Here is a 22136-nt window from a genome sequence, read left to right as displayed (position 1 = left end):
GTTAAGCGATAATTTCAAGCGCAAAATACTCTAAGGGCGCGCCGCCGTCTCACAGGAGTTTGCCATGCTGTCCCGTCCCGCGCCCCTGCTGGCCCTGGTGGTTCCCTGCTATAATGAGGAAGAAACCCTGCCGCGCACGCTGAACGCCCTGGCGGAGTTGCTGGAGCGCTGCAAGGCCGAGGGCCTGATCCGGCCGGAAAGCTACGCCCTGTATGTGGACGACGGCAGCCGCGACCGCACCTGGCAACTGCTGGAAGAACGCCACCGGCACGATTCCTTCTGCCGGGGCATCAGCTTCGCGGCCAACGCCGGGCACCAGAACGCGGTCTGGGCCGGTATGGACACGGCCCGCCAGTGGGGCGCGGACTGCATCATCAGCCTGGACGCCGATCTGCAGGACGACATCGGGGTCATCCCGGAAATGCTGGCCCGCTATGCCGAAGGCTGCGACATTGTGTACGGCGTGCGCAAAGACCGCAGTTCCGACACCTCCTTCAAGCGGGGCACCGCGCACTTTTTCTACCGCTTCATGAACTGGCTGAACGTGCGCCTGATCCCGGACCACGCGGATTACCGCCTGGTGGCCCGGCCCGTGCTGGAAGTTCTGCCGTGCTACGGGGAGCAGACCCTGTTTCTGCGCGGGCTTTTTCCCGGTCTGGGCTTCAAGAGCGGCAAGGTCTACTACGCGCGCCTGTCGCGCCAGGCCGGAGAGAGCAAGTACCCTCTGCTGAAAATGCTTTCCTTCGCCTGGAAGGGCATCACCTCCTGCAGCGCCGCGCCCCTGCGCCTGGCGGGCTTCATGAGCCTGCTCTGCATGCTGGCGGCCCTGGCCTACAGTTTGGTTTCGCTGTTCCGGTACATGGAAGGCGCGGTCATTCCGGGCTGGACCTCGCTGATCATCGTGGTTCTGCTGCTGGGCTCGGTGCAGTTGTTCTGCCTCTCCGTCATGGGCGAGTATATCGCCAAGATTTTCACGGAAGTGCGGCGGCGGCCCCGCTATATTGTGGAGAAAACCTTGTGACCGGCTTTGTGCCCACCTGGGAGGACCTGCGGCGCTTCGTGCAAAGCCTGTTGGCCCGGCGCTGGATACGCTTCGGCCTGATGGGCGGCCTGGCGACCCTCTGCTATGCCCTGCTGGGGCTGCTGTTCGTGAACGTCTGGGCTTTGCCCCTGCTGGTGGGCAACGGTCTGGCCTATCTGATCAGCTTTTTTGTCTCCTACCTGGGCCAGAGCCTCTGGACATTCCAGGCCAGGGGCGGCCACCGGGCCATGCTGCCGCGCTTTGCCGCCACCCAGGCCGTGGGCCTGGGGCTCAACTCCTGCATTGTCTGGCTGCTCGTCCGCCTGGGCCTGGCCTACGAGTTTGCCATGCCCGTGGCCGTGGTGCTGGTTCCGGTCTTTGTCTATCTGCTCTGCAAATACTGGGTCTTCCGCCGGGCGCGGGAGCTGGCCGAACCTGACGCAACAACTCCGGAGGCAAAGAATCCGTGAGCGCTCCCGCCGTATCCGTGATCATGAACTGCCTGAACAGCGCCCGCGATCTGCGCGCGGCTCTGGACAGCCTTATGGCCCAGACCTTTGGGGATTTTGAAGTCATCTTCTGGGACAACGGCTCCACGGACGACAGCCCGGCCATTGCCCAAAGCTACGGCCCCAAGCTGCGTTATTTTCGCGGCAAAACCACCGTGCCCCTGGGCGCGGCGCGCAACCTGGCCCTGATGCGGGCGCGCGGCCGCTACCTGGCTTTTCTGGATTGCGACGATCTCTGGCGGCCGCGCAAGCTGGAAACGCAGGTGGCCCTGTTCGAGGCTGATCCCCGGGTGGGCCTGGTCTGCACGGATACGGAAATTTTTGACGGCAAGCGCGTGCTCAAGCGCCTTTTCGCCGAGGCCCGGCCCGCGCGCGGCATGGTTTTCGGCGAGCTTATGGAGCGGCAGTGGATTTCCATGTCCTCGGCCGTGATCCGGCGTGAAGCCCTGGCCGGGCTGGCCGCGGACCCCGGCGCGTGGGACGGCGGCTGGTTTGACGAAAGCCTCAATGTCTGCGAGGAGGCCGACGTCTTTTATCGCATCGCCCATGACTGGGAGCTGGATTTCGTGGACGAGCCCCTGACCCTCTGGCGGGTGCACGGGGCCAACACCACCTTCCGCAAGTTCGGCCAATTCGCGGACGAAACCCTGCGCATTCTGGATAAACACCGCCGCCTCTATCCCGGCTATGACGCGGAGCACGCCGATCTGGCGGCCCTGCTGACCCGGCGGGCGGCCTTTCAGAAGGCCGTGGCCCTCTGGCGCGAGGGGCGCAATGCCGAGGCCCGCGCCTGCATCGCGCCCTGGCGGGACAGCTCGCGCAAGCATCGCCTGTTCTGGTGGGCCAGCTTTCTGCCCGGTTCTCTCTTCGACCTGGCGGCGCGGGCCTATTTCGCCCTGCCCTCCGGTCTGCGGCGCTGAAGGCGCCTCGCGCCTTTCCGTGTCCCGCGCGTTTTAGCCATACCTCTTTTTTGTGTAATATCGCTTCCTTATTTGATGCGGCCCCAATAAACCTGTTGATTTATCCCACCGTTAGGATAGGGTTGAAACAGTGGGACGGCTGTACGGTCCCATCGTGCGGCGGCTTGCCTGACAAGCCGGGTTTGACCCCATGCCGCACACGGTTGAGCCTTTCAACGTTGAAAGGCTCCAGAGACAAAAAGAGCGCGGCCATGAACGCCATTCGTCGGTTCTGCCTTTTCTGCGGAATATGCATGGGGATCGTTACGGTCTTCCTGCTGACCTGTGGACGGAACGCTCCGGCCCGGTCCCTGGAGTTCGTAACGTCGCCGTTCATGACCTCCAGCGTTTTTCGAGCTCTTCCCGCCTTTTCCATTTCTTTTTCCTTCCGGCAACCGGAAGGGAAGCAGCGTCACCGCTCCGCATCCGCCGGACCGGAACCGGGATCGCTCGCCCGCGTTACCGCCCGGCTTGTTTTTCCGTCTCGCTTTCTCGCGCGGATCGATTTTCCCCGCACCAATGAACATATTCCCGGTTTTCGTGAAATCCGGGGCATGTTGCCCTTTTCCCTCGCCCCTCCCGCCAGTCTTTCCTGAACCAGCTTTTCCCACACGCCGCGGAACAGTGTGAATTTCGCGTTGATCTGTTCCGGCGGCCACGCACGCAATTGCAGTCTTCAGCCGTGGTTGACGACGTTGTCTTTGCCCGTATGCGCACAAGTTCGCCTGCGGCTGAAGCTCCTGCGTCGCAACGGGTCAAGGCGGCCGATATTGAAATTGGACGCAATTTCAATGCAAAGCTGACCCGGTGGATATGTTGCGGAAGATGTTCCGGGCCCTTTGCGCAAGGGACCGGGCCGCCTTTCGCATGGGTTCTGTTCAAACAAGAGATGGGCAACATCTAACCGTTGAAGGAGCAAATATGGCCTGGACGCAAATCTACGACCCCGCCGGGGGCGCGCTTCTTTCCGCGCTGCTGGCCGGTATTCCTCTTTTTGCCCTCTTTTACATGCTGGCGGTGCGTCGCGCCAAAGGGCATTACGCCGCGGCCACGGCCGTGATCCTTTCTTTTTTGCTGGCGGTTCTGGTGTGGGGCATGCCTGTGGGCACGGCCTTCAGTTCCCTGATCTACGGCGCGGCTTTCGGCCTCTTCCCCATCATCTGGATAGTGATCACCGCGGTCTGGGTCTACAACATGACCGTGGAATCGGGAGAATTCGAGCATATCAAGCAATCGCTGGCCCGTCTTACCGACGACCGGCGTTTGCAGGCCATTTTCATCGCTTTTGCCTTTGGTTCCTTCATTGAAGGCACGGCGGGCTTCGGCACGCCCGTGGCCATCACCGCCGCCATGCTGGTGGGCCTGGGCTTCCAGCCCCTGTACGCGGCGGGCATCTGCCTTATCGCCAATACCGCGCCCGTGGCCTTCGGCGCCATCGGCGTGCCCGTCATCGTGGCCGGGCAGGTTTCAGGCTTCTCGGATCTGACCATTAGCCAGATCGTCGGCAGGCAGCTGCCCTTCCTTTCCGTCATCGTGCCGCTCTGGCTCTGCGTGGTCATGTGCGGCTTCCGGCGCGCCATGGAAGTGTTGCCCGCCATTGCCGTGGCCGGGATCAGCTTTGCCGCCTCGCAGTTCCTCTTCTCCAACTTCCACGGCCCGACCCTGCCCGACATCATGTCGGCGCTCATCACCATCGTGGCCCTGGTCCTGCTGCTGCGGGTCTGGAAGCCCGCCCGGATCTGGCGTTTCGCGGGCGAATCCGCCTCCGTGCTGGAAGGGGCCCCGCCGTCGGCCGGTATTGTGCTGCGGGCTTGGGGGCCGTACATCATTCTGGCCGTCATGGTCTTTCTGTGGGGCCTGCCGCAGTTCAAGAACCTGCTGAATGCCATCCCCGGCGCGGTGGTCACCTTCGCCTGGCCCGGCCTGGACGGCATGGTGCACAAGGCGGCGCCCATTCTGGCCGCGGGCAAGGACCCCAATTACCCGGCCATGTTCACTTTCAACTGGCTTTCGGCGGGCGGTACGGCCATTCTGCTGGCCGGTTTCTTCTCCGTGCCCTTCATGCCCGGCTACTCCTTCGGCAAGGCCGTGGCCTGCTTCGCGCGCACGGCCGTGCAGCTGCGCTTCCCCATTCTGACCATTGCCATGATTCTCGGCCTGGCCTATCTCATGAACTATTCGGGCATGAGCTCCACCCTGGGCATCGCCTTTACCCTGACCGGCTCGCTCTTCCCGCTCTTCTCGCCGCTTCTGGGCTGGCTGGGCGTGTTCCTGACCGGTTCGGACACCTCCTCCAACGCGCTCTTCTGCGGCATGCAGCGTTCCACGGCCGAAGTGGTGGGCATGGACCCGCATCTGGCCGTGGCGGCCAACTCCTCGGGCGGCGTTACGGGCAAGATGATTTCGCCCCAGTCCATCAGCGTGGCCACGGCGGCCACCAACCTGGTGGGGCAGGAGGGCAACCTCTTCCGTTTCACTCTTGGCCACAGCGTCGCCATGACCCTGTTCATCTGCGTTCTGACGTATTTGCAGTCCGGGGTGCTGCACTGGATGCTGCCCTGAGCCGCCGATACAACATCTATAAAATATAAAAGAAGAGCGCCGCCCATGGGGAGCGGCGCTCTTCTTTTGCCATTCGGACGAACCCCCCGCCGCGCGGGCCTCCATCCGCTTAACTGTTCTTCAGTTCCTGGATCAGGCGGGTCAGGTCCTGGGCCTGGCTTGCCAGCTCTTCGACGGCCTTGGCCGCTTCGGTCATGACAACGGCGGTTTCCCTGGCCCTGTCGTTGACCAGGACGATGGACTGGTTGATTTCCTGGCTGGTGGCAGACTGTTCCTCGCTGGCCGCGGCAATGGCGTGGACCTGGTCGGCTGTGGATTCCACGGTGGCCACGATCTCCTGCAGGGCCCTGCCGGAATCATTGGCCAGGCCCGTGGCCTGCCCGATCTGGTTCACGGCGCCGTCCACGGCTTCCATGCTCTTGGCCGTGCTTTCCTGGATGGCCTTGATGGCGCTGCTCACGTCGTTGGTGGAAGCCATGGTTTTTTCGGCCAGCTTGCGCACTTCGTCGGCCACCACGGCGAAACCGCGCCCGGCCTCGCCCGCGCGGGCCGCCTCAATGGCCGCGTTCAGGGCCAGCAGGTTGGTCTGGTCCGCAATGTCCGAGATGACGTTCATGATCTGGGTAATGGCTTGGGCGTGCTCACTGAGCTGGGCCATGTCGTCCTTGATCGTGATGGACATCCGGTGCACTTCCTCAATGCTCTGCACGGCCTTTTCCACAATGCCCGCGCCGGCTTCGGCTTTCTCTCTGGTTTCCCCCGAGGCGGATTCAGCCGCGCCGGCGTTGCGGGCCACATCCTGCACGGTGGCGTCCATTTCATTGATGGCCGCGGCCGCTTCGGAGAGGCGCTGGGCGGACTCCGCCGCGCCCTTGTCGGCCTGCTCGATCTGGGCCGAAAGCTGGGTGGATGCCGAGGAAAGCACATTGCCCATGGCTTCCAGTTTGTCGGCGGCCGCCAGCATGGCCTCGGTCTTGGCCTGGGCGTTTTTGCCGGCGGCCTCGGCCTGCCGCATGGCCGCCTGGGCATTGCGCGACTGTTCCTCGGCTTCGTGCGATTGCCGCTCGGCTTCGCTGATTTTTTCGTTCAGCGCGTCCACCATGCTGTCCAGGGCCACGGAGAGCTGGCCGATTTCATCCTTCCTGCGCAGGCCCAGACGCTGGTCCAGCCGACCCTCGGCCACGGCGCGGGCGAAGCGCAGGGCCCGGCCCACCGGGACCGTGATGCCGCGGGTGAGCACAAGGCCGATCAGCAGGCCCGCGAGCAGGGCCGCGCTGCTGACCGTGTAAATCAGGGTAATGGCGCTGCTGACTTCATTGTCCGTGGTGACGATGGCCGTGGTCTGTAACTTGTCGCCGGCTTCGGCGATGCCGCGGGCGGCGTGGATGGCTTCCTCGCAGGCCTGGTTGCACTGCGCGTTGAGCGCGTCGATGCGTTCCCAGATCCGCAGGGTTTTGGCCTGCGCATCGCGGTATTCCTCAACATGCGCGCGCAGGGTCTTCAGGTGTTCCTGCAGCTCGGCATTTCTGATCCGGGGCAAAAGTTCGTCCACCTGCGTGAGCAGCGCGGGAAAGAGCACCGGCAGGTTGTCTTTGGCGTAGTCCCGGTTATTTTCGGCCAGGCTGCGCAGCATGCGGATGCGAAGGTAATTGATGGCGTCCATGACATGCTGGCCGACCTGGACCAGGGGCAGGGCCCTGGCGGCTTCCGCGGTATCCTGATCCGCCACGAACCGGTCGAGCACCGTGTTCATCCGCTGGACGTAATCCCGAGTTTCGTCCAGCAGTTTCGCCCCGGTCTTGTTCATGTCGTTGCGCAGGGCCACCAGGCTCTCTTGGGCCGTATGCGTTTCGAGCAGGGATTTTTTCAGATTTTCAAAGGCCGCGCGACCCGCCGCTGCCTTGCCCGTGTCCGGGATGACGGGATTGGCCTTGAGGTGAGCCGCCAGTCCGGTCAGGCTCTGGTCGGTCTGCTCAAGCAGGTGCCGCACATTATCCCAGGCTTCGGCGTTGCCGTTCTGGTAAGCGAGCATCTGACCGGGAATAGCGGTCACCTGCTGGTCCAGGTTATTAGCGAGTTGTTGCAGGGGCGCGAACGCTATTTTGATATTGGTGGTTTCTTCGTCCACGGTTTTCATCACGTTCAGCGACACAACGCTGATGACCACGGCCAGCAATAGGATGAGGCCGATGCCCATGGTCATTTTTTGCCAGATTTTCAGATTTTCCATACGGTCCGCCCTTTGCCTTCTCCAGAGGCCTCGCAAGTTTCACCACAGAAACGGTGTTGGTCGTCGCGCCCCGGCTGTAGTTTTTCAGTGGCTTTGTCGGTGGCGTAGCGGAAGATGCCTTATGAATGTGGAAGATACTCTCATTTTCGGCTGAAGAAAGAAAAAAATTAGGGGAAAAGGCATTTTTCCAGCCTTGAAGGAAGTAAAAATGTATTTTGAGATATCAAACGAAATATACTTATATAATTTTTATAGTTATATTTATAATTCATGCATATTACAAAATTTTTTACATCTCTCTCTCTCTCTCTCTCTCTCTCTCTCTCTCTCTCTCTCTCTCTCTCTCTTACGGAAAAATACAGTATGCTTATATAAATTCACAGCAAAAAATATTCATATTCAATGGGTATGAGCCCTGGCATAGCGGTCTATACTAGGTATTGGGAACGTATATTGTCGATAAAAGAAAGGGCAGCCTCTCAAGAGGCTGCCTCAATTTCGAAAAAAGGCTTGTGCCGGATCTCTTTGTCAGAGTCGGCGGTGCAACGGCGTGAGTTCTACTCGTCGCCCACTTTAAGAGCCGCCAGAAAGGCCTCCTGCGGCAATTCCACATTGCCCATGCGCTTCATGCGCTTTTTGCCTTCCTTCTGCTTTTCCAGCAGCTTGCGCTTACGGGTGATGTCGCCCCCGTAGCATTTGGCGGTCACGTCCTTGCGGAAGGCGGAGACCGTTTCGCGGGCGATGATCTTCTGGCCGATAGCCGCCTGAATAGCCACCTGGAAGAGCTGGCGCGGAATGGTGCGCTTGAGCTTGAGGGCCAGGGAACGGCCGTAGGTATAGGCCTTGTCCCGGTGTACGATGACGGCTAGGGCGTCCACGGGCTCGCCGTTGAGCAGGATGTCCAGGCGCACCAGATCCGAGACGCGGTAGTCGATGGGCTGATAGTCCATGGAAGCGTAGCCGCGCGTGGCGGATTTGAGACGGTCGAAAAAGTCGTAGACGATTTCGGCAAAGGGCATCTCATAGGTCACCACCACCCGGTTGGCGGCCAGATAGTGCAGGTTTTTCTGGGTGCCGCGCTTTTCCTCGCAGAGCTTCATGACGTTGCCCACGTATTCGTTGGGCACGTGAATGTCCATGCTCACATAGGGCTCGTACAGGGCACTGGTCTTGGTCGGGTCCGGCAAATGACTGGGGTTGTCGATTTCCAGGGTTTTGCCGTCCACGGTGTCCACTTTGTAGACCACCGAGGGCGCGGTGGCGATGAGGCCCACCTCGAATTCCCGTTCCAGGCGTTCCTGAATGATCTCCATGTGCAGCAGGCCCAGGAAGCCGCACCGGAAGCCGAAGCCCAGAGCCTGGGAGGTTTCCGGCTCAAAGCTGAAGGCCGCGTCGTTGAGCTGGAGCTTTTCCAGCGCGGCCTTGAGATTTTCGTAGTCGTCGGATTCCGTGGGGTAGAGCCCGCAGAAGACCATGGGCTTCACTTCCTTGAAGCCGGGCACGGGTTCGGCGGCCGGATTGTCGGCCAGGGTGATGGTGTCGCCCACGCGGGCGTCGCCCAGTTCCTTGATGGAGCCGCACAAAAAGCCCACTTCACCGGCGGTCAGCTCGCGCACATCCGCGGCCTCGGGCGAGAAGACGCCCAGGCGCAGCACCTCGTATTCCTTGCCGGTGCTCATGAGCCGGATAGTGTCGCCCAGGCGCACCGCGCCGTCCACCACCCGGAAGAGCGTCACCACGCCCTGGTAGCTGTCGTACCAGGAGTCGAAAATCAGGGCCTTGAGCGGCGCGTCCGGGTTGCCCCTGGGCGCGGGCAGTCGCTTCACAATGGCTTCCAGCACCGCGTCCACGCCCATGCCTGTCTTGGCCGACACGGGCAGGGCCTCGGAGCAGTCCAGGCCGATGCTTTCTTCGATTTCAGCCTTGACCCGCTCCACTTCGGCGCTGGGCAGGTCGATCTTGTTCAGCACCGGGACGATTTCGTGGTCGTGGTCCAGGGCCAGGTAGACGTTGGCCAGGGTCTGGGCCTCCACGCCCTGGGTGGCGTCCACCACCAGCAGCGCACCCTCGCACGCGGCCAGGGAGCGCGAAACTTCATAGTTGAAGTCCACATGGCCGGGCGTGTCGATGAGATTGAGCTCATACTCCTTGCCGTCGGCCGCCACATAGGGAATACGCACGGTCTGGGCTTTGATGGTGATGCCGCGTTCCCGCTCCAGATCCATTCTGTCCAGATACTGCTGCCGGGCCTCACGCGCGCTGACCACCCGCGTGAGTTCCAGAATGCGGTCGGCCAGGGTGGATTTGCCGTGGTCAATATGGGCGATGATGCAAAAATTGCGGATGCGATCCTGTGTGGGCATAGTTTATCCTGCAAGGGCTGGGAGTATGAAAACAGAATATTTTAGGCGAAAAGTTACGCGAAGTCCATGACCGGCGCGGCACTTGGTGGAGCGGCATTTTTCGGGCCGCACAGTTGCGGGTCGATGGTGTGGGGAGGGAAGGAAACGGCGGAAAGTGCGCGCTGCGGGAGATGCCGCTAAAAATTGGGCCTGCGGTTCGTGGCAAAGCGGTTCACACTTGAAATGCGTCAACCGCTCCGCAAGGAGTTGCCTGCAACTCCTTGCCTCGAAATATGGGCAGGCGGGCTTTGCTCGCCGTAAACGGGCATTTCAAGTGCTGAATGCTCTAAAAAGAAGAGCCGGAGGCAATGCCTCCGGCTCTTTATAAGGGGCTTTAGCCAGTTGAGCGAGCGTTTGCGAGCGAAACAGAAATCCACCCGCTATGCGGGTGGAAATAATTTGTTATACAAAAAACACCTTTCCCATACGATAGAGTTGTTCAAGCCCATCGTAATTTTTAAGGGAAAGGTGTTTTTATATGGGAACTCGAGTTCAAAGTTTAGCCCACACAAAATGGTTGTGCAAGTATCACATTGTCTTTTCTCCAAAATACAGGCGGAAAATAATATTTGCCAACATTCGAGAAAGTATCGGAGAAATTCTTAAGGACTTATGCAAATATAAAGGTGTTGAAATTATCGAGGGCCATCTCATGCCGGATCATGTGCACATGCTGGTGAGTATTCCTCCAAAAATCAGTGTATCAAGTTTCATGGGGTACCTGAAAGGAAAAAGCTCATTGATGATTTTCGATAAGCATGCAAACCTGAAGTACAAATTTGGCAATAGGAAATTCTGGGCGGAAGGATATTTCGTCAGTACGGTAGGACTCAATGAGGTAACGGTCAAAAAATACATTCAGCAGCAAGAGAAGCATGATATTCTGCAAGATCGAGTAAGTACCCGAGAATACCAAAACCCCTTCCAGGGGTAAGCCAAAGCGGCAAGGGCACTGGGCTTGAACAAAGTGAAAGCCAGCGCCTTTAGACGCTGGCCGGTAACAAGCCCTTATAGGGCTGGAGCAAACCACCCGCTATGCGGGTGGTTTTGATTTGCATCTAAGGCAATGTACGTCAGCGCAGTTGCGCCACCTGCAGGCGCGTGACCGCGCGTTGCAGGGCGGCCTCGGCCCGCGTCTCGTCCAGGCTGTCGTCGTGCGCGGACAGGCGTTTTTCGGCCCGTTCCTTGGCGGCCTGAGCTCTGGCGGTGTCAATGTCCGTGGCCAGTTCCGCGGATTCGGCAAGCACGCTCAGCACGTTATTGTTCACGTCGGCAAAGCCGCCGGAAATGAAGACGTTCTCATCCTTGCCGTTGACCCGATAGCGCAGATCGCCGATTTTCAGGGCCGAGAGCATGGAGACGTGCTGCGGCAGCACCCCGAATTCGCCTTCCACCCCGGGGCAGACAGCCATTTCCACCTCGGCGCTGACCACGGTTTTGTCCGGCGTCACCACTTCCAGTTGCAGCGTGCCCATAGTCACTCCTTACGCTCCTGATGTCCCGATACCCGGACATGCAAACCATTTTACACCGGCACGTCCTGAAAATTTCCAGGTGCGCTCACAAAATACATTTTGTTCCTTGGGCCGCGCCCGAAACCGGACGCGGCCCAAGGGGCAAAAGGCGCGTTTTGCGGCGCCCCTTAGTTTTCCTCTTGCAGCTTGCGCTGCTCATACTTGGCCACGGCCTGCTCGATACCGCCGAGCATGTAGAAGTCGCCTTCGGCCAGGTGGTCATACTCGCCGTCCAGGATGCCCTTGAAGCCCTTGATGGTGTCTTCCAGCTTCACATACTGGCCGGGGGTACCCGTGAAGGTTTCGGCCACGTGGAAGGGCTGGGAGAGGAAGCGCTGGATGCGCCGGGCGCGAGCCACGGTGAGCTTGTCCTCGTCCGAGAGTTCGTCCATGCCCAAGATGGCGATGATGTCCTGCAGTTCCTTGTACTTCTGCAGCACCATCTGCACCCGTCGGGCCACGCTGTAATGCTCTTCGCCCACCACATTGGGGTCAAGGATGCGCGAAGTGGAGTCCAGAGGGTCCACGGCCGGGTAGATGCCCAGTTCCGCGATCTGGCGGGAAAGCACCAAGGTGCCGTCCAGATGCGAGAAGGTCGTGGCCGGGGCCGGGTCGGTCAAGTCGTCGGCGGGCACGTACACGGCCTGCACCGAGGTGATCGAACCCGAGTTGGTGGAGGTGATGCGTTCCTGCAGAGCGCCCAGGTCCGTGCCGAGGGTGGGCTGATAGCCCACGGCCGACGGCATGCGGCCCAGCAGGGCGGACACTTCCGAACCCGCCTGGGTGAAACGGAAGATATTGTCGATGAACAGCAGCACGTCCTGGTGCTCTTCGTCACGGAAGTATTCGGCGCAGGCCAGAGCCGTGAGGGCCACGCGCGCGCGGGCTCCCGGAGGCTCGTTCATCTGGCCGTAGACAAGCGTGGCGCGTTCCAGAACGCCTGCTTCCTTGAGCTCGTTGTACAGGTCGTTGCCCTCACGGGTGCGCTCGCCCACACCGGCGAACACCGAGGAGCCGCCGTGCTGTTTGGCGATGTTGTTGATCATCTCCATGAGGATAACAGTCTTGCCCACGCCGGCGCCGCCGAAGAGGCCCATCTTGCCGCCCTTGGGGAAGGGAACGAGCAGGTCCACGACCTTGATGCCGGTTTCCAGCAGTTCCACCTTGGTGTTCTGGTCCGTGAACCCGGGAGCGGGACGGTGGATGGGGTAGTACTTTTCGGCATTGACCGGGCCCAGTTCGTCCACCGGGCGGCCGATGACGTTGAGGATGCGGCCCACCGCGGCTTTGCCCACGGGCACCATAATGGGCTGGCCCGTGTCCACCACGTCCATGCCGCGCACCAGACCTTCGGTGGCGTCCATGGCGATGGTGCGCACGACGTTGTCGCCCAGGTGCTGCGCCACTTCACAGATCAGATCCGGAGCGTCGCTGTTGTTCGGGTTTTTTATCTCCAGGGCGGTGAAGATATCCGGCAGGTTGCCGTCGCTGAACTCAACGTCCACCACGGCGCCGATAACCTGAACGACTTTACCGATGTTTTTGCTCATGTTTGGGCTCCTTAACCGTTCAGCGCTTCCGCGCCGCCGACGATGTCGATGAGTTCGCTGGTAATGGAAGCCTGCCGCGTCTTGTTGTAGAGCAGGGTCAGCATGTTGATCATCTCGTTGCAGTTGCGCGTGGCGTTGTCCATGGCGGCCATGCGGGCGGCGTGCTCGCTGGCCGAGGTGTCCAGAAGGCCACGGTAGACCTGCACTTTGACGTAGCGCGGCAGAAGTTCCGCCAGCAGCTTTTCCTCATGCGGCTCGTACACATACTCGCAACGGGCTTCACCGGCCTCCTCAGCGATTTCTTCGGCCTCCGGCGTCTTCAACGGCAGCAGGCAGAGCGTGCGCGGCGGCTGGTGTCCCATGGACACGAATTCGCCGTACACCAGCCAGACTTCGTCAAAGGCCAGGGTTTCATAGCCGTGAATGACCTCCTGGGCCACGGAGCTGGCCAGGGCGAAGTCAATGCTGCCCATGCGGTCGCCATAGGAGGAGAGCATGGCGTAATCGCTTTTGCGTACCGTGTCGCGGCCCTTGCGGCCCACGCAGGCGAAACTGACCTGCATGCCGGCCGCTGTTTTCTCCTTGGCGAGCTTCAGGGCGGCACTGATGATGTTGCCGTTGAAGCTGCCGCACAGGCCGCGGTCCGAGGTGACCATGACGATGGCGCAGTTTTTCTTTTCTTCATGCTCGGCCAGCAGGGGATGGGCGTTGCCCTCCACCTTGCGCGACAGTTCGCCGAGCACCTGGCGGTATTTGGCCGCGTAGGGTCTGAAGCGCTCGATACGGGCCTGGGCGCCGCGCAGCTTGGCCGAGGCCACCATATTCATGGCCTTGGTGATCTGCTTGGTCTTGCCGACCCCTACGATCTTCATTTTTACGTCTTTGAGTGAAGGCATGCTAGGTCTCCCGTTTGGCGGCCTTAGGCCTGCCAGCCCTGCTTGAAGGCGGCAACGGCTTCGGTGAGCGCGCTTTCCACAGCCTCGTCAATGACTTTTTTGTCTTTAATGGCGTCCAGCACGTCCTTCCTGGTGTCGCGCAGGAAGGTCAGCATCTCGGTTTCAAAGCGGCGGACCTGATCCACCGGCACGTCGTCCATGTGCCCGCGTGTGGCGGCCCAGATGGAAGCCACCTGTTCCTGGGCGGGCATGGGCTGGTACTGGGGCTGCTTGAGCAGTTCCACCAGGCGCGCGCCGCGGTCCAGCTTGGCCTTGGTACCCTTGTCCAGATCCGAACCGAACTGGGCGAAAGCCGCCAGTTCGCGGTACTGGGCGAGGTCCAGGCGCATGGTACCCGCTACCTGTTTCATGGCCTTGATCTGGGCCGCGCCGCCCACGCGGGACACGGAAAGGCCCACGTTGATGGCCGGACGCACACCGGCGTTGAACAGGTTTGGCTCCAGGTAAACCTGACCGTCGGTGATGGAGATCACGTTGGTCGGGATGTAGGCGGAGACGTCGCCGGCCTGGGTTTCAATGATCGGCAGAGCCGTCAGGGAACCGGCGCCCAGGCTGTCGTTGACCTTGGCCGCGCGTTCCAACAGGCGCGAGTGCAGGTAGAAGACGTCGCCGGGGAAAGCTTCACGTCCGGGCGGGCGGCGGAGCAGCAGGGACATCTGGCGGTAAGCCACGGCCTGCTTGGAAAGGTCGTCGTAAATGATCAGGGCGTGCTTGCCGCCGTCGCGGTAGTACTCGGCCATGGTGCAGCCGGTGTAGGCCGCGATGTACTGCAACGGGGCCGGGTCGGAGGCCGTGGCCGAAATGATGGTGGTGTACTCCAGCGCGCCGTACTTGCGCAGCGTGTCGGCCACCAGCGCCACCGAAGCCTTCTTCTGGCCGATAGCCACGTAGAAACAGTGGATGTCGGTCTCTTTCTGGGCCAGGATGGCGTCGAGACACACGGCGGTTTTACCGGTCTGGCGGTCGCCGATGATCAGCTCGCGCTGGCCGCGCCCGATGGGCGTCATGGCGTCGATGGCTTTCAGGCCCGTGGGCATGGGCTCATGCACGCTTTTGCGGGCGATGATGCCGGGGGCCTTGATTTCCACAGGACGCACTTCCGTGGCTTCGATGGGTCCGAGACCGTCGATGGGCTCACCCAGGGGGTTGAGCACGCGGCCCATGACCTTGTCGCCCACGGGCACGGAGAAGATCTTGCCGGTACGCTTGACCGGGTCGCCTTCCTTGATGCCCACGTCCGAACCGAGCAGGGCGACGCCCACGTTGTCCTCTTCGAGGTTGAGCACCATACCCATGACGCCGCCGGGGAATTCCAGCAGTTCCATGGACATGGCGTTCTGCACTCCGTGGACGCGGGCGATGCCGTCACCGACGTAGAGGACGGTGCCGGTTTCGCTCATTTCCACGCGCTGCTCGTAGTTTTGGATTTGATCCTCAATGATCTTGCTTATCTCTTCCGCTTTGATCTGCATGTGCTATTCACCCCTCTTGAAAGTCTCCCGCAGGATCCCCAATTGTGCGCGCAGACTTGCGTCCAGCACCCGATCTCCCATGTTGAGCACCATACCCCCAAGGATGTCTTTGTCCACGGCGAAGGTCAGCTCAATGTCGGCGCCGCTTTTTTCCTGCAGCGCAGCCTTGAGCTCAGCCTGTTTGGCGGCGGAAAGTTTCACGGCGGTGGTCAGCCGTCCGCGGATCACGCCTTTGGCCTCATCCAGCAGTTTGCCGTACCAGTTGGCGATCTCACGCAGGAAGGCCAGGCGTTCCTTGTCGGCCAACAGGAAACAGAAGTTGCGCATGATCTGGTCGGCTTTGAGCTTATCCAGCAGTTTGCCCATGACCGCCTTTTTCTCTTCCACGCTGATGACCGGACTTTTCAGGGTCATGTCCAGTCCCGGCGCGGCGGCGATCATCCCACCCAGGGTCGCGAGGCAATCCCCGTGCCGGGTGAGGGCGTCGTCCCCTTCCTTACGGCTCAACGCAAAGATGGCGTTGGCGTATCTGCGTGCAACCACGGTGTCAGTCAATGGAGCACCACCTTGTTAAGGGAGTTGGCGATAAGTTTGTCGTGTTCGCCGTCGCCCAGCTTGTCGCGCAGGGCTTTTTCGGCCGCGCCCACGATTTCGTCGGCAAGGGCGGCGCGCACTTCAGCCAGCACGGAGCGCCCTTCGTTCTCGGCGGTAAGGCGGGCCTGTTCCACGATCTGCTCGGCCTGGCGGCGCGCCTCTTCCATGATGCCCTGTTTGAGGTTTTCGGCCTGGACCCGGCTTTCTTCCAGGATGGCCTTGCGTTCCTCATCCAGACGGGCAATGCGCGCTTCCACGGCGGCCAGATGCTCTCTGGCCTTGGCGCGGCGCTCTTCCAGGTCGTCCAAGGTGTCCCGGATCAACTGGCGGCGGCCCTTGAAGAACTTCTTGGCCAGCCCGCCCACGAAATACCAGAGGATGCCCGCGAAGATCACGAAGTTGAGCACGCGCCAGCCGAAATCGCCCCAGCGCGGCGCTGCGTGCCCGGCTTCAGCGGCGACTGCTTGCGTGGCGGCCACGGCAAAGACCAGCGCCAGCGGCAGGACAAGCCCGAAGTGTTTCCATTTGCTCAAAACACACCCCCTAAACGGTCTGAGAAATGATCCAAAGCGTGCCCGTGCGCCGGGCGCGACAGCCGGGCAACCCCGCAAAAGGGTACCGGCGGGCCGCAGTGAAAAACCGGGATCAGCCCTTGATCAGGCGGTCGGCCAAGCGGGCGGAAAAATCACTCACCTGATTGCGCAGCTCGCTCAGCGTGGCCTCGGCCTGACCCCGCAGACTGCGGCGGGTGTCGGCCAGGATGTCGCGGGCGCTCTTCTGGGCCGTGCCCACGATGCCCTGTTGTTCCGTCAGGCCCGCGTTGCGGCCTTCCTCACGGGTAAGGCCGGCGTCCTGACGGGCACGGGCCAGTTCGGCTTCGTAGTTGGCGAGGCGTTCGGCGGCCTGGGACTCAAAGCTGTCGGCTTCGCCGGCCAAGTTGTCCATGACGCCGTTGCGCTTTTTGATTATTTCGCGGATGGGTCGGATCAGGAGGATGTTGAGTACAAAGATGGCGATAAAGAAGTTCACCAACTGAAAGACCAGGGTGATATTGAGATCCAGCATGCCGCATCCTCCCTAAAAATGGCGGTGTGAAGGATTTGATACATAAAGCCCTTGCACCATAGCGCCACAGCCCTGTTATGTCAAAGGGTATTGGTGACAAATTTCGCAAAGTTCACAAAAAAGTTTGTCCGGAAAAGTGGAAAAAAGTCTGAAAAGTCGCGCGTAACAAGGCATTGCGGGCTGTGTGTCAAAAGGGGGCGAGCGAGCCTTTCAGGAGAGCCACCAGTCCTCGGGGCCGTACCCGGCCTCCGACAGCCAGCCAGCCGCCTCTTCGGCCGCGCCGTGGGCCGTGAGCGCGTTGAGGATGCGGCAGCGTCCCGGCCCTGGCAGGGCCGCGCGGGGCAAAACGGCTATGCCGCCCGGACGGTTGCCTATTTTGCGGGGATCAATGTCGATATAGGCTGCGGGCCGCACGCCGAGTCGCCGGAGCGGGGCCAGCCGCCGCCGGGCCACGCGCCCGGCGCCCAGCACCCAGACCTCGGGGTGGAAAGGATTGCTGCGGGCCAGTTCGCGGGCCAGCCAGAGGGCGCGCAGTTCATTGCAGGCCGCTTCGCGGTAGCGGGCGTCGGCGCGGGTGGCCCGTCCGGGCGGGTCGTTCCAGGTCAGGAGGCGCAGCGGCAACTTTTCCAGGCGCGCGCCCGCGTCCAGCCAGCGCAGCCAGAGTTCCCAGTCCTCGGCAAAATCGCCGTCCGCGTAGCCTCCCCAGCGTTCCACGGCCGCGCGCCGGAACATGACCGAGGGATGGCAGACCGGCGTATCCCGGAAGCGGTTGCGGGCGATATCCTCTGATGAGCGCAGGCTGTTCTGCCAGTCCACGAAATGGGCGAAGCCCCCGGCCCGGACCGCGTCGCCGCCGAAATCCACCATACCGGCTGAAAGGTGCAGGCCGGGATCGGCGTCCAGATGCGCAACCTGTCGGGCCAGGCGTTCCGGATGGGTCGTGTCGTCGGCGTCCATGCGGGCCAGATAACGGCCCCGCGCCGCCGCCAGTCCGGCATTGAGCGTTGCGGCGATGCCCTGGTGGGGACGGCGGAGCACGCGCAGCCGGGGTTCGCGCCGGGCCGCGGCTTCCAGCAGGGCGGGGCTGTGGTCCGTGGATCCGTCGTCCACGGCCAGCACTTCAAAGGGCGGCAGAGGCGCGCCCGGCGCGGGACGCTGGGCCCAAAGGCTGCTCAACGCCGCCCCCAGGCCGGAAGCGGCGTTGTACACAGGCAGGATGACGGAGACAAGCGGCGCGGCGGCGCTGGACATGCGGCGGGCCGCCTTCAGTTCCGGCCCAGGAGACGTAACGCCTCGACGCAGACGATAGCCGGTTCCGCCGTGGCGTCCAGGATATGGTGGGCGGCGTCTTCATAGAGTGGGCGGCGCTCGTCCAGAACCAGCTGCATTTCTTCGGCAATACCCAGTCCGGTCAGGGAGGGGCGCTGTTCGGCCAGGGGATCGCGGGCCAGGCGCCGGGCCAGGGCTTCCGCCGGGGCGGCCAGATAGAAAACCGTACCCTGGGCGCGCATGAAACGACGGTTTTCCGGATCCAGAACCATGCCGCCGCCTGTGGCGATGACCGCGCCGCCCTGGGCGTGCAGGGCGGCCACTTCGCGCAGGACCGCGCTTTCATGGGCCCGGAAGCCCGGCCAGCCTTCGGCGGACACCACCTCGGCCACGGAGCGGCCCAGTCGCTCGCGCAAATACCGGTCTGTGTCCACAAAAGCACAATCAAGTAGGCGGGCCAGTTCCAGGCCTACCGTTGTTTTGCCCGCCGCGCGGGCTCCCACCAGAAAAATCGCCGCCATGCGGGCTCCTTTGCACCGAAACTTTCAGGGGCGCTCCCCCGAGCGTCTCGTCATGACGTGACGACACGCGTCACAAAATCCGCACGCCGCCTTCCTCCACCAGAACGGTGTATTCCCAGCGCACGCCGCCCCAGGCGGAGTAATACAGGCCCGGTTCCACCGTGACCACCATGCCCGGCTCCAGCACCCCTTCGGCGCGCGGGGACAGGCTGGGGGCCTCGTGGGTTTCCAGGCCCACGCCGTGGCCCAGGCCGTGGGTGAAAGCCTCCGCGACCCCGGCCTTTTCAAAGACCGCGCGGGCCAGGGCATAGACTTCGCGCAGGGACAGGCCGGGCCGCATTTTTTTCAGGGCCGCTTCTTGGGCCTCGCGCACCAGGGCCAGGGTGCGCCTGAACTCCGGCGCGGGCGCGTCGCCCGCCCAGAACGTGCGCGTCTGGTCCGAACAATACGCGTCCACCCGGCACCCCACGTCGATGAGCACCAGGCAGTTCTCCGTGACCGCGTCCTCGCCGGGGATGGCGTGGGGCAGCGCCGCGTTGCGGCCCACGGCCACGATATTGGCAAAGGCCAGTTCCCCGGCCCCGTTCTCGCGGAAAAAGCGCTCAATGGCCCAGCTCAGTTCTTTTTCAGTCCTGCCCGGTTCCAGTTGACTCTCCACCCATTGCAAGAGCTTGTGATTGAGGGCGAAAGAACGTTCCAGCGCCGCGATTTCGCAGGGCTCCTTGATCCGGCGCAAGTGCTCCACCAGGCCGTCGGCGGCTTCAAACCGAGGGCCGGCCCCGGCCTGGTCCAGTGCCCGGGCAAAGGCAAGGCTGACGCCCCGCGCCTCCAGGCCCACGCGCCCGCCGCAGCGCCGCAGCAGGCTGTGCAGGTCTTTGGCGGCGTCGCCGCCGTAGATAAAGATGCGTTCCTGATCCCAGAGCCGGGCCGCCGCATCCAGATAGCGGGCGTCGGTAGCCAGCCAGTCCCGGCCGTCGGCCGTGACGACCAGTCGGCCCGCGCTTTCATTGCACTGCGGATCGTGCAGTTCAAAACCTGAAAGATAAAAACGGTTGGCCGCCTGGCTGACCAGCAGGGCGTCCAGGCCTCTGGCGCGCATGGCCCGGCGCAGACGTTCGCGGCGGGCGGCGTATATGGTTTGCATGGCGTATCTCCTGTTCCTGGTGGGGAACGGGGCTTATGCTACAGCGTCGGGCCGCGCATGAAAAGCCCCGCGCCGGGGTCGGGCCGGGGCAATCTCATGAACGGGATGAACATTGTTGTCCCGGAGCGAAAGAGAAGAGTATGCCTGCGTCAGCCTTCCTGTCACTTTACGGCTATTTTACAAAATCCGTCTTTCCCGCGCGGGCGCCGCTGCCTTGGCCGCACGAAAAAACCGCCGATTTTGCAAAATTCCCGCAAAATCAGCCCCCGCCCTCTTGCCAACAGTGCCGTCTGAGTTCGCGGAAACAAGCAAGAAAGACCCGCTTTACGAATATCCGACGGCTGAAACAGCCATTCGATTGTCTTGGGAGGCCCGCGGGCCTCGGTTGACCGTCCCGGCAAGTGGGTTTATAGAACAGAACATGTCCCAGCCGCGTTCTTCATTGCTCACGGTGCTGGATCTGGTGCCCTTCGGCCAGACCGGCCAGGAAAGCCGCTTCTTCGCCCTGCGTCTGACCCATCCCGAATGGGAGCAGTGGCGTCCCGGCCAGTTCGTCATGGTCCGGCCCACCTCGTTCGGCCTGGAAATTCCCTGGGCTCGTCCCTTGGGCATCTGCCACATGACCGCCCGTCACATGATCTGTTTTTTCCAGGTTCAGGGGCGCGGCACCCGGCGCATGGCCGAACTCAAGGCCGGCGATACGGTGCGGGTCTGGGGGCCCTTGGGCAACAGCTTTGCCGTGGAGCCGGACACGCCCACCCTGCTGCTGGCCGGGGGCATGGGCATCGTCCCCTTTGTGGGTTACGTCAACGAGCATCCCAAACCCTGGAACGTGACCATGCTCTTCGGCCACCGCGAGCCCATCAGCTGCTATCCGGTGGACAGCATCAACGAGCATGTGCCTCTGGACAGCCTGCGCGAGCATACGTCCGGCGATCTGGACAATTTCATTTTTTCCCTGCAGGAGCGCATGCGCGAATACGCCGAACAAAACGGCTTGGTGCTGGCCTGCGGGCCCCTGCCGTTTTTGCGCACTGTGCGGAAATTCGCCGGGGAACTGGGCGTGCGCACCCAGCTTTCGCTGGAAAACCGCATGGGCTGCGGCGTGGGCGCCTGTCTCGGCTGCGTGGTCCGCACCACGGATGCCTGGCCGGTGCCCGCCAAGCGCGGCGGCCTGATTCAGGTGTGCAATCAGGGGCCGGTGTTCTGGTCCCACCACATCGAATTGTAGGCGCAACTGCCTTTTGCCCGCTGGCTTTGTCAAACTTCGCTTTTTATTTCGGTCGAGTACCATAAGAGTACACTCCCTCCGTAAAAAAGCTCGTTTTCCTTGCCAGCGAACAAAAAACAGCCGCGCCGATCATGCCGACGCGGTTTGTTGGGTATGCCAGAATGGAACAAAACTGAAGCTCAAGCGTTTTTACAACCGGGAAACAGCATGGACCTTTCCGTCACCCTCAAGGGGCAAACCCACGATCTCAAATTGAAAAATCCGGTGCTCACGGCATCGGGCACCTTCGGCTACGGCGTGGAGTTCGCGCCTTACGGCGATCTGGCGGCCCTGGGCGGCATCGTGGTCAAGGGCCTGTCCCTCAAGCCGCGCGAGGGCAATCCCTGCCCGCGCATTGTGGAAACCACGGCGGGCATGCTCAATGCCGTGGGCCTGCAGAACGACGGGGTGGAGGTCTTCTGCCGGGACAAGCTGCCCCATCTGCCCTGGCGGGAAACGCCGATCATCGCCAATATGTACGCCACCTCCCCGACGGAATTCGGGGAACTGGCCGCGCGTCTGGACGGCGAGGAAGGCGTGGCCGCGCTGGAAGTCAATGTTTCCTGCCCCAACGTCAAGGAGGGCGGCGTGCTCTTCGGCCAGGATCCCAAGCTGGCCGCCGCCGTCACCGCCGCCGTGCGCAAGGGCGCGCCGCACAAGCACGTGATGGTCAAACTCTCGCCCAATGTCACGGACATCGCGCTCATGGCGCGCAGCGTGGAAGACGCGGGCGCGGACAGCGTTTCCTGCATCAACACCCTGCTGGGCATGGCCGTGGATCTGCGTACCCGGCGTCCGTCCCTGGCCAATGTGGTGGGCGGCCTGTCCGGCCCGGCCATCAAGCCCGTGGCCCTGCGTTGCGTCTGGCAGGCGGCACAGGCCGTGAAGATTCCGGTGGTGGGCATGGGCGGCATCGTCAGCGCCGAGGACGCGCTGGAATTCATTCTGGTGGGCGCGGCCGCCGTGCAGGTGGGCACGGCCAATTTTATGCGCCCGGACAGCGCCTTTGCCCTGGCGGCGGAGCTGCCCGCGGCCTGCGAACGCCTGGGGGCGCGCTCGCCCGCCGAACTGCGCGGCGCGTTGCGCATGGACTAGGCC

Annotated in this window: 19 protein-coding genes; 7 read left to right on the top strand and 12 right to left on the bottom strand. The window is 62.2% G+C overall.

Annotation, left to right across the window (positions count from 1 at the left end):
* Positions 1 to 64: 64 nt before the first annotated feature.
* From HMPREF0326_RS02515 to HMPREF0326_RS02495, 4 genes are all read left to right on the top strand, one after another.
* Entirely contained in the window at positions 65 to 1021 is a 957-nt protein-coding gene (locus HMPREF0326_RS02515) for a glycosyltransferase family 2 protein (RefSeq protein WP_008682612.1), read from the top strand.
* Positions 1018 to 1491 (top strand): GtrA family protein, encoded by a 474-nt coding sequence (locus HMPREF0326_RS02510; RefSeq protein ID WP_008682609.1) that lies wholly within the window; start codon positions 1018 to 1020, stop codon positions 1489 to 1491. The genes HMPREF0326_RS02515 and HMPREF0326_RS02510 overlap by 4 nt, the downstream gene beginning before the upstream one ends.
* On the top strand, positions 1488 to 2450 hold the full coding sequence (locus HMPREF0326_RS02505) for a glycosyltransferase family 2 protein (RefSeq protein WP_008682608.1): 963 nt from the start codon (positions 1488 to 1490) through the stop codon (positions 2448 to 2450). The genes HMPREF0326_RS02510 and HMPREF0326_RS02505 overlap by 4 nt, the downstream gene beginning before the upstream one ends.
* Positions 2451 to 3410: 960 nt before the next feature.
* Positions 3411 to 5051 (top strand): L-lactate permease, encoded by a 1641-nt coding sequence (locus HMPREF0326_RS02495; RefSeq protein WP_008682604.1) that lies wholly within the window; start codon positions 3411 to 3413, stop codon positions 5049 to 5051.
* 109 nt (positions 5052 to 5160) lie between these two features.
* Here the strand turns inward: HMPREF0326_RS02495 and HMPREF0326_RS02490 are convergent, their stop codons facing one another.
* Positions 5161 to 7281: a methyl-accepting chemotaxis protein gene (locus tag HMPREF0326_RS02490; protein ID WP_020990167.1), complete on the bottom strand. Its 2121-nt coding sequence runs from the start codon at positions 7279 to 7281 to the stop codon at positions 5161 to 5163.
* A gap of 557 nt (positions 7282 to 7838) precedes the next feature.
* Positions 7839 to 9644 carry a translation elongation factor 4 gene (lepA, locus tag HMPREF0326_RS02485; protein WP_008682600.1) on the bottom strand — a complete coding sequence of 602 codons (1806 nt, stop codon included), beginning with the start codon at positions 9642 to 9644 and terminating at the stop codon, positions 7839 to 7841.
* Positions 9645 to 10161: 517 nt separating this feature from the next.
* Between lepA and tnpA the strand changes: the two genes are divergently transcribed.
* A complete protein-coding gene (tnpA, locus tag HMPREF0326_RS02480; protein WP_008686514.1) occupies positions 10162 to 10617 on the top strand; it encodes an IS200/IS605 family transposase in 456 nt (151 codons plus the stop codon).
* Positions 10618 to 10756: 139 nt separating this feature from the next.
* Here tnpA and HMPREF0326_RS02475 read toward each other — a convergent pair whose 3' ends face one another.
* From HMPREF0326_RS02475 to HMPREF0326_RS02430, 10 genes are all read right to left on the bottom strand, one after another.
* Positions 10757 to 11158: a F0F1 ATP synthase subunit epsilon gene (locus HMPREF0326_RS02475; RefSeq protein WP_009303148.1), complete on the bottom strand. Its 402-nt coding sequence runs from the start codon at positions 11156 to 11158 to the stop codon at positions 10757 to 10759.
* A 167-nt stretch (positions 11159 to 11325) separates the two neighbouring features.
* Positions 11326 to 12747 (bottom strand): F0F1 ATP synthase subunit beta, encoded by a 1422-nt coding sequence (atpD, locus tag HMPREF0326_RS02470; RefSeq protein WP_008682594.1) that lies wholly within the window; start codon positions 12745 to 12747, stop codon positions 11326 to 11328.
* An 11-nt stretch (positions 12748 to 12758) separates the two neighbouring features.
* The gene (locus tag HMPREF0326_RS02465; protein WP_008682592.1) at positions 12759 to 13643 is read right to left on the bottom strand and encodes a F0F1 ATP synthase subunit gamma; all 885 of its coding nucleotides are present in this window, start codon (positions 13641 to 13643) and stop codon (positions 12759 to 12761) included.
* 23 nt (positions 13644 to 13666) lie between these two features.
* Positions 13667 to 15175 carry a F0F1 ATP synthase subunit alpha gene (gene atpA / locus HMPREF0326_RS02460; RefSeq protein WP_008682590.1) on the bottom strand — a complete coding sequence of 503 codons (1509 nt, stop codon included), beginning with the start codon at positions 15173 to 15175 and terminating at the stop codon, positions 13667 to 13669.
* Positions 15176 to 15178: 3 nt separating this feature from the next.
* Positions 15179 to 15730, bottom strand: a complete 552-nt coding sequence (gene atpH, locus HMPREF0326_RS02455; RefSeq protein ID WP_008682588.1) for an ATP synthase F1 subunit delta — start codon at positions 15728 to 15730, stop codon at positions 15179 to 15181.
* On the bottom strand, positions 15727 to 16302 hold the full coding sequence (locus HMPREF0326_RS02450) for an ATP synthase F0 subunit B (protein WP_008682587.1): 576 nt from the start codon (positions 16300 to 16302) through the stop codon (positions 15727 to 15729). The genes atpH and HMPREF0326_RS02450 overlap by 4 nt, the downstream gene beginning before the upstream one ends.
* A 112-nt stretch (positions 16303 to 16414) precedes the next feature.
* Positions 16415 to 16834, bottom strand: coding sequence for an ATP synthase F0 subunit B (locus HMPREF0326_RS02445; RefSeq protein ID WP_008682586.1), 420 nt, complete (start codon positions 16832 to 16834; stop codon positions 16415 to 16417).
* Between the two features lie 210 nt (positions 16835 to 17044).
* A complete protein-coding gene (locus HMPREF0326_RS02440) occupies positions 17045 to 18085 on the bottom strand; it encodes a glycosyltransferase family 2 protein (protein WP_020990166.1) in 1041 nt (346 codons plus the stop codon).
* A 14-nt stretch (positions 18086 to 18099) separates the two neighbouring features.
* Complete coding sequence (gene aroL / locus HMPREF0326_RS02435; RefSeq protein ID WP_008682581.1) at positions 18100 to 18624, bottom strand: shikimate kinase AroL; 525 nt, start codon at positions 18622 to 18624, stop codon at positions 18100 to 18102.
* A gap of 70 nt (positions 18625 to 18694) precedes the next feature.
* Complete coding sequence (locus tag HMPREF0326_RS02430) at positions 18695 to 19768, bottom strand: aminopeptidase P family protein (protein WP_008682579.1); 1074 nt, start codon at positions 19766 to 19768, stop codon at positions 18695 to 18697.
* 421 nt (positions 19769 to 20189) lie between these two features.
* On the opposite strand from HMPREF0326_RS02430, the gene HMPREF0326_RS02425 reads away from it, so the two are divergent.
* Both HMPREF0326_RS02425 and HMPREF0326_RS02420 read left to right on the top strand, forming a co-directional pair.
* Entirely contained in the window at positions 20190 to 20999 is an 810-nt protein-coding gene (locus HMPREF0326_RS02425; protein ID WP_008682577.1) for an iron-sulfur cluster-binding protein, read from the top strand.
* Between the two features lie 207 nt (positions 21000 to 21206).
* On the top strand, positions 21207 to 22133 hold the full coding sequence (locus HMPREF0326_RS02420) for a dihydroorotate dehydrogenase (protein ID WP_008682575.1): 927 nt from the start codon (positions 21207 to 21209) through the stop codon (positions 22131 to 22133).
* Positions 22134 to 22136: the final 3 nt, after the last annotated feature.

The sequence above is a fragment of the Desulfovibrio sp. 3_1_syn3 genome, assembly GCF_000145315.2.
GTDB classification, from domain to species: Bacteria; Desulfobacterota; Desulfovibrionia; order Desulfovibrionales; family Desulfovibrionaceae; genus Desulfovibrio; species Desulfovibrio fairfieldensis.
Note: the sequence above shows the minus strand (reverse complement) of the source record. Positions and strands in the feature narration are given on the sequence as shown.

What these genes read in the sequence shown, in the direction of transcription:
- HMPREF0326_RS02515 (WP_008682612.1), top strand. Translation starts at nt 65, where the DNA reads ATGCTGTCCCGTCCCGCGCCCCTGCTGGCCCTGGTGGTTCCCTGCTAT.
- HMPREF0326_RS02495 (WP_008682604.1), top strand. Translation starts at nt 3,411, where the DNA reads ATGGCCTGGACGCAAATCTACGACCCCGCCGGGGGCGCGCTTCTTTCC.
- HMPREF0326_RS02490 (WP_020990167.1), bottom strand. Translation starts at nt 7,281, where the DNA reads ATGGAAAATCTGAAAATCTGGCAAAAAATGACCATGGGCATCGGCCTC.
- lepA (WP_008682600.1), bottom strand. Translation starts at nt 9,644, where the DNA reads ATGCCCACACAGGATCGCATCCGCAATTTTTGCATCATCGCCCATATT.
- tnpA (WP_008686514.1), top strand. Translation starts at nt 10,162, where the DNA reads ATGGGAACTCGAGTTCAAAGTTTAGCCCACACAAAATGGTTGTGCAAG.
- HMPREF0326_RS02475 (WP_009303148.1), bottom strand. Translation starts at nt 11,158, where the DNA reads ATGGGCACGCTGCAACTGGAAGTGGTGACGCCGGACAAAACCGTGGTC.
- atpD (WP_008682594.1), bottom strand. Translation starts at nt 12,747, where the DNA reads ATGAGCAAAAACATCGGTAAAGTCGTTCAGGTTATCGGCGCCGTGGTG.
- HMPREF0326_RS02465 (WP_008682592.1), bottom strand. Translation starts at nt 13,643, where the DNA reads ATGCCTTCACTCAAAGACGTAAAAATGAAGATCGTAGGGGTCGGCAAG.
- atpA (WP_008682590.1), bottom strand. Translation starts at nt 15,175, where the DNA reads ATGCAGATCAAAGCGGAAGAGATAAGCAAGATCATTGAGGATCAAATC.
- HMPREF0326_RS02445 (WP_008682586.1), bottom strand. Translation starts at nt 16,834, where the DNA reads ATGCTGGATCTCAATATCACCCTGGTCTTTCAGTTGGTGAACTTCTTT.
- HMPREF0326_RS02440 (WP_020990166.1), bottom strand. Translation starts at nt 18,085, where the DNA reads ATGTCCAGCGCCGCCGCGCCGCTTGTCTCCGTCATCCTGCCTGTGTAC.
- aroL (WP_008682581.1), bottom strand. Translation starts at nt 18,624, where the DNA reads ATGGCGGCGATTTTTCTGGTGGGAGCCCGCGCGGCGGGCAAAACAACG.
- HMPREF0326_RS02430 (WP_008682579.1), bottom strand. Translation starts at nt 19,768, where the DNA reads ATGCAAACCATATACGCCGCCCGCCGCGAACGTCTGCGCCGGGCCATG.
- HMPREF0326_RS02425 (WP_008682577.1), top strand. Translation starts at nt 20,190, where the DNA reads ATGTCCCAGCCGCGTTCTTCATTGCTCACGGTGCTGGATCTGGTGCCC.
- HMPREF0326_RS02420 (WP_008682575.1), top strand. Translation starts at nt 21,207, where the DNA reads ATGGACCTTTCCGTCACCCTCAAGGGGCAAACCCACGATCTCAAATTG.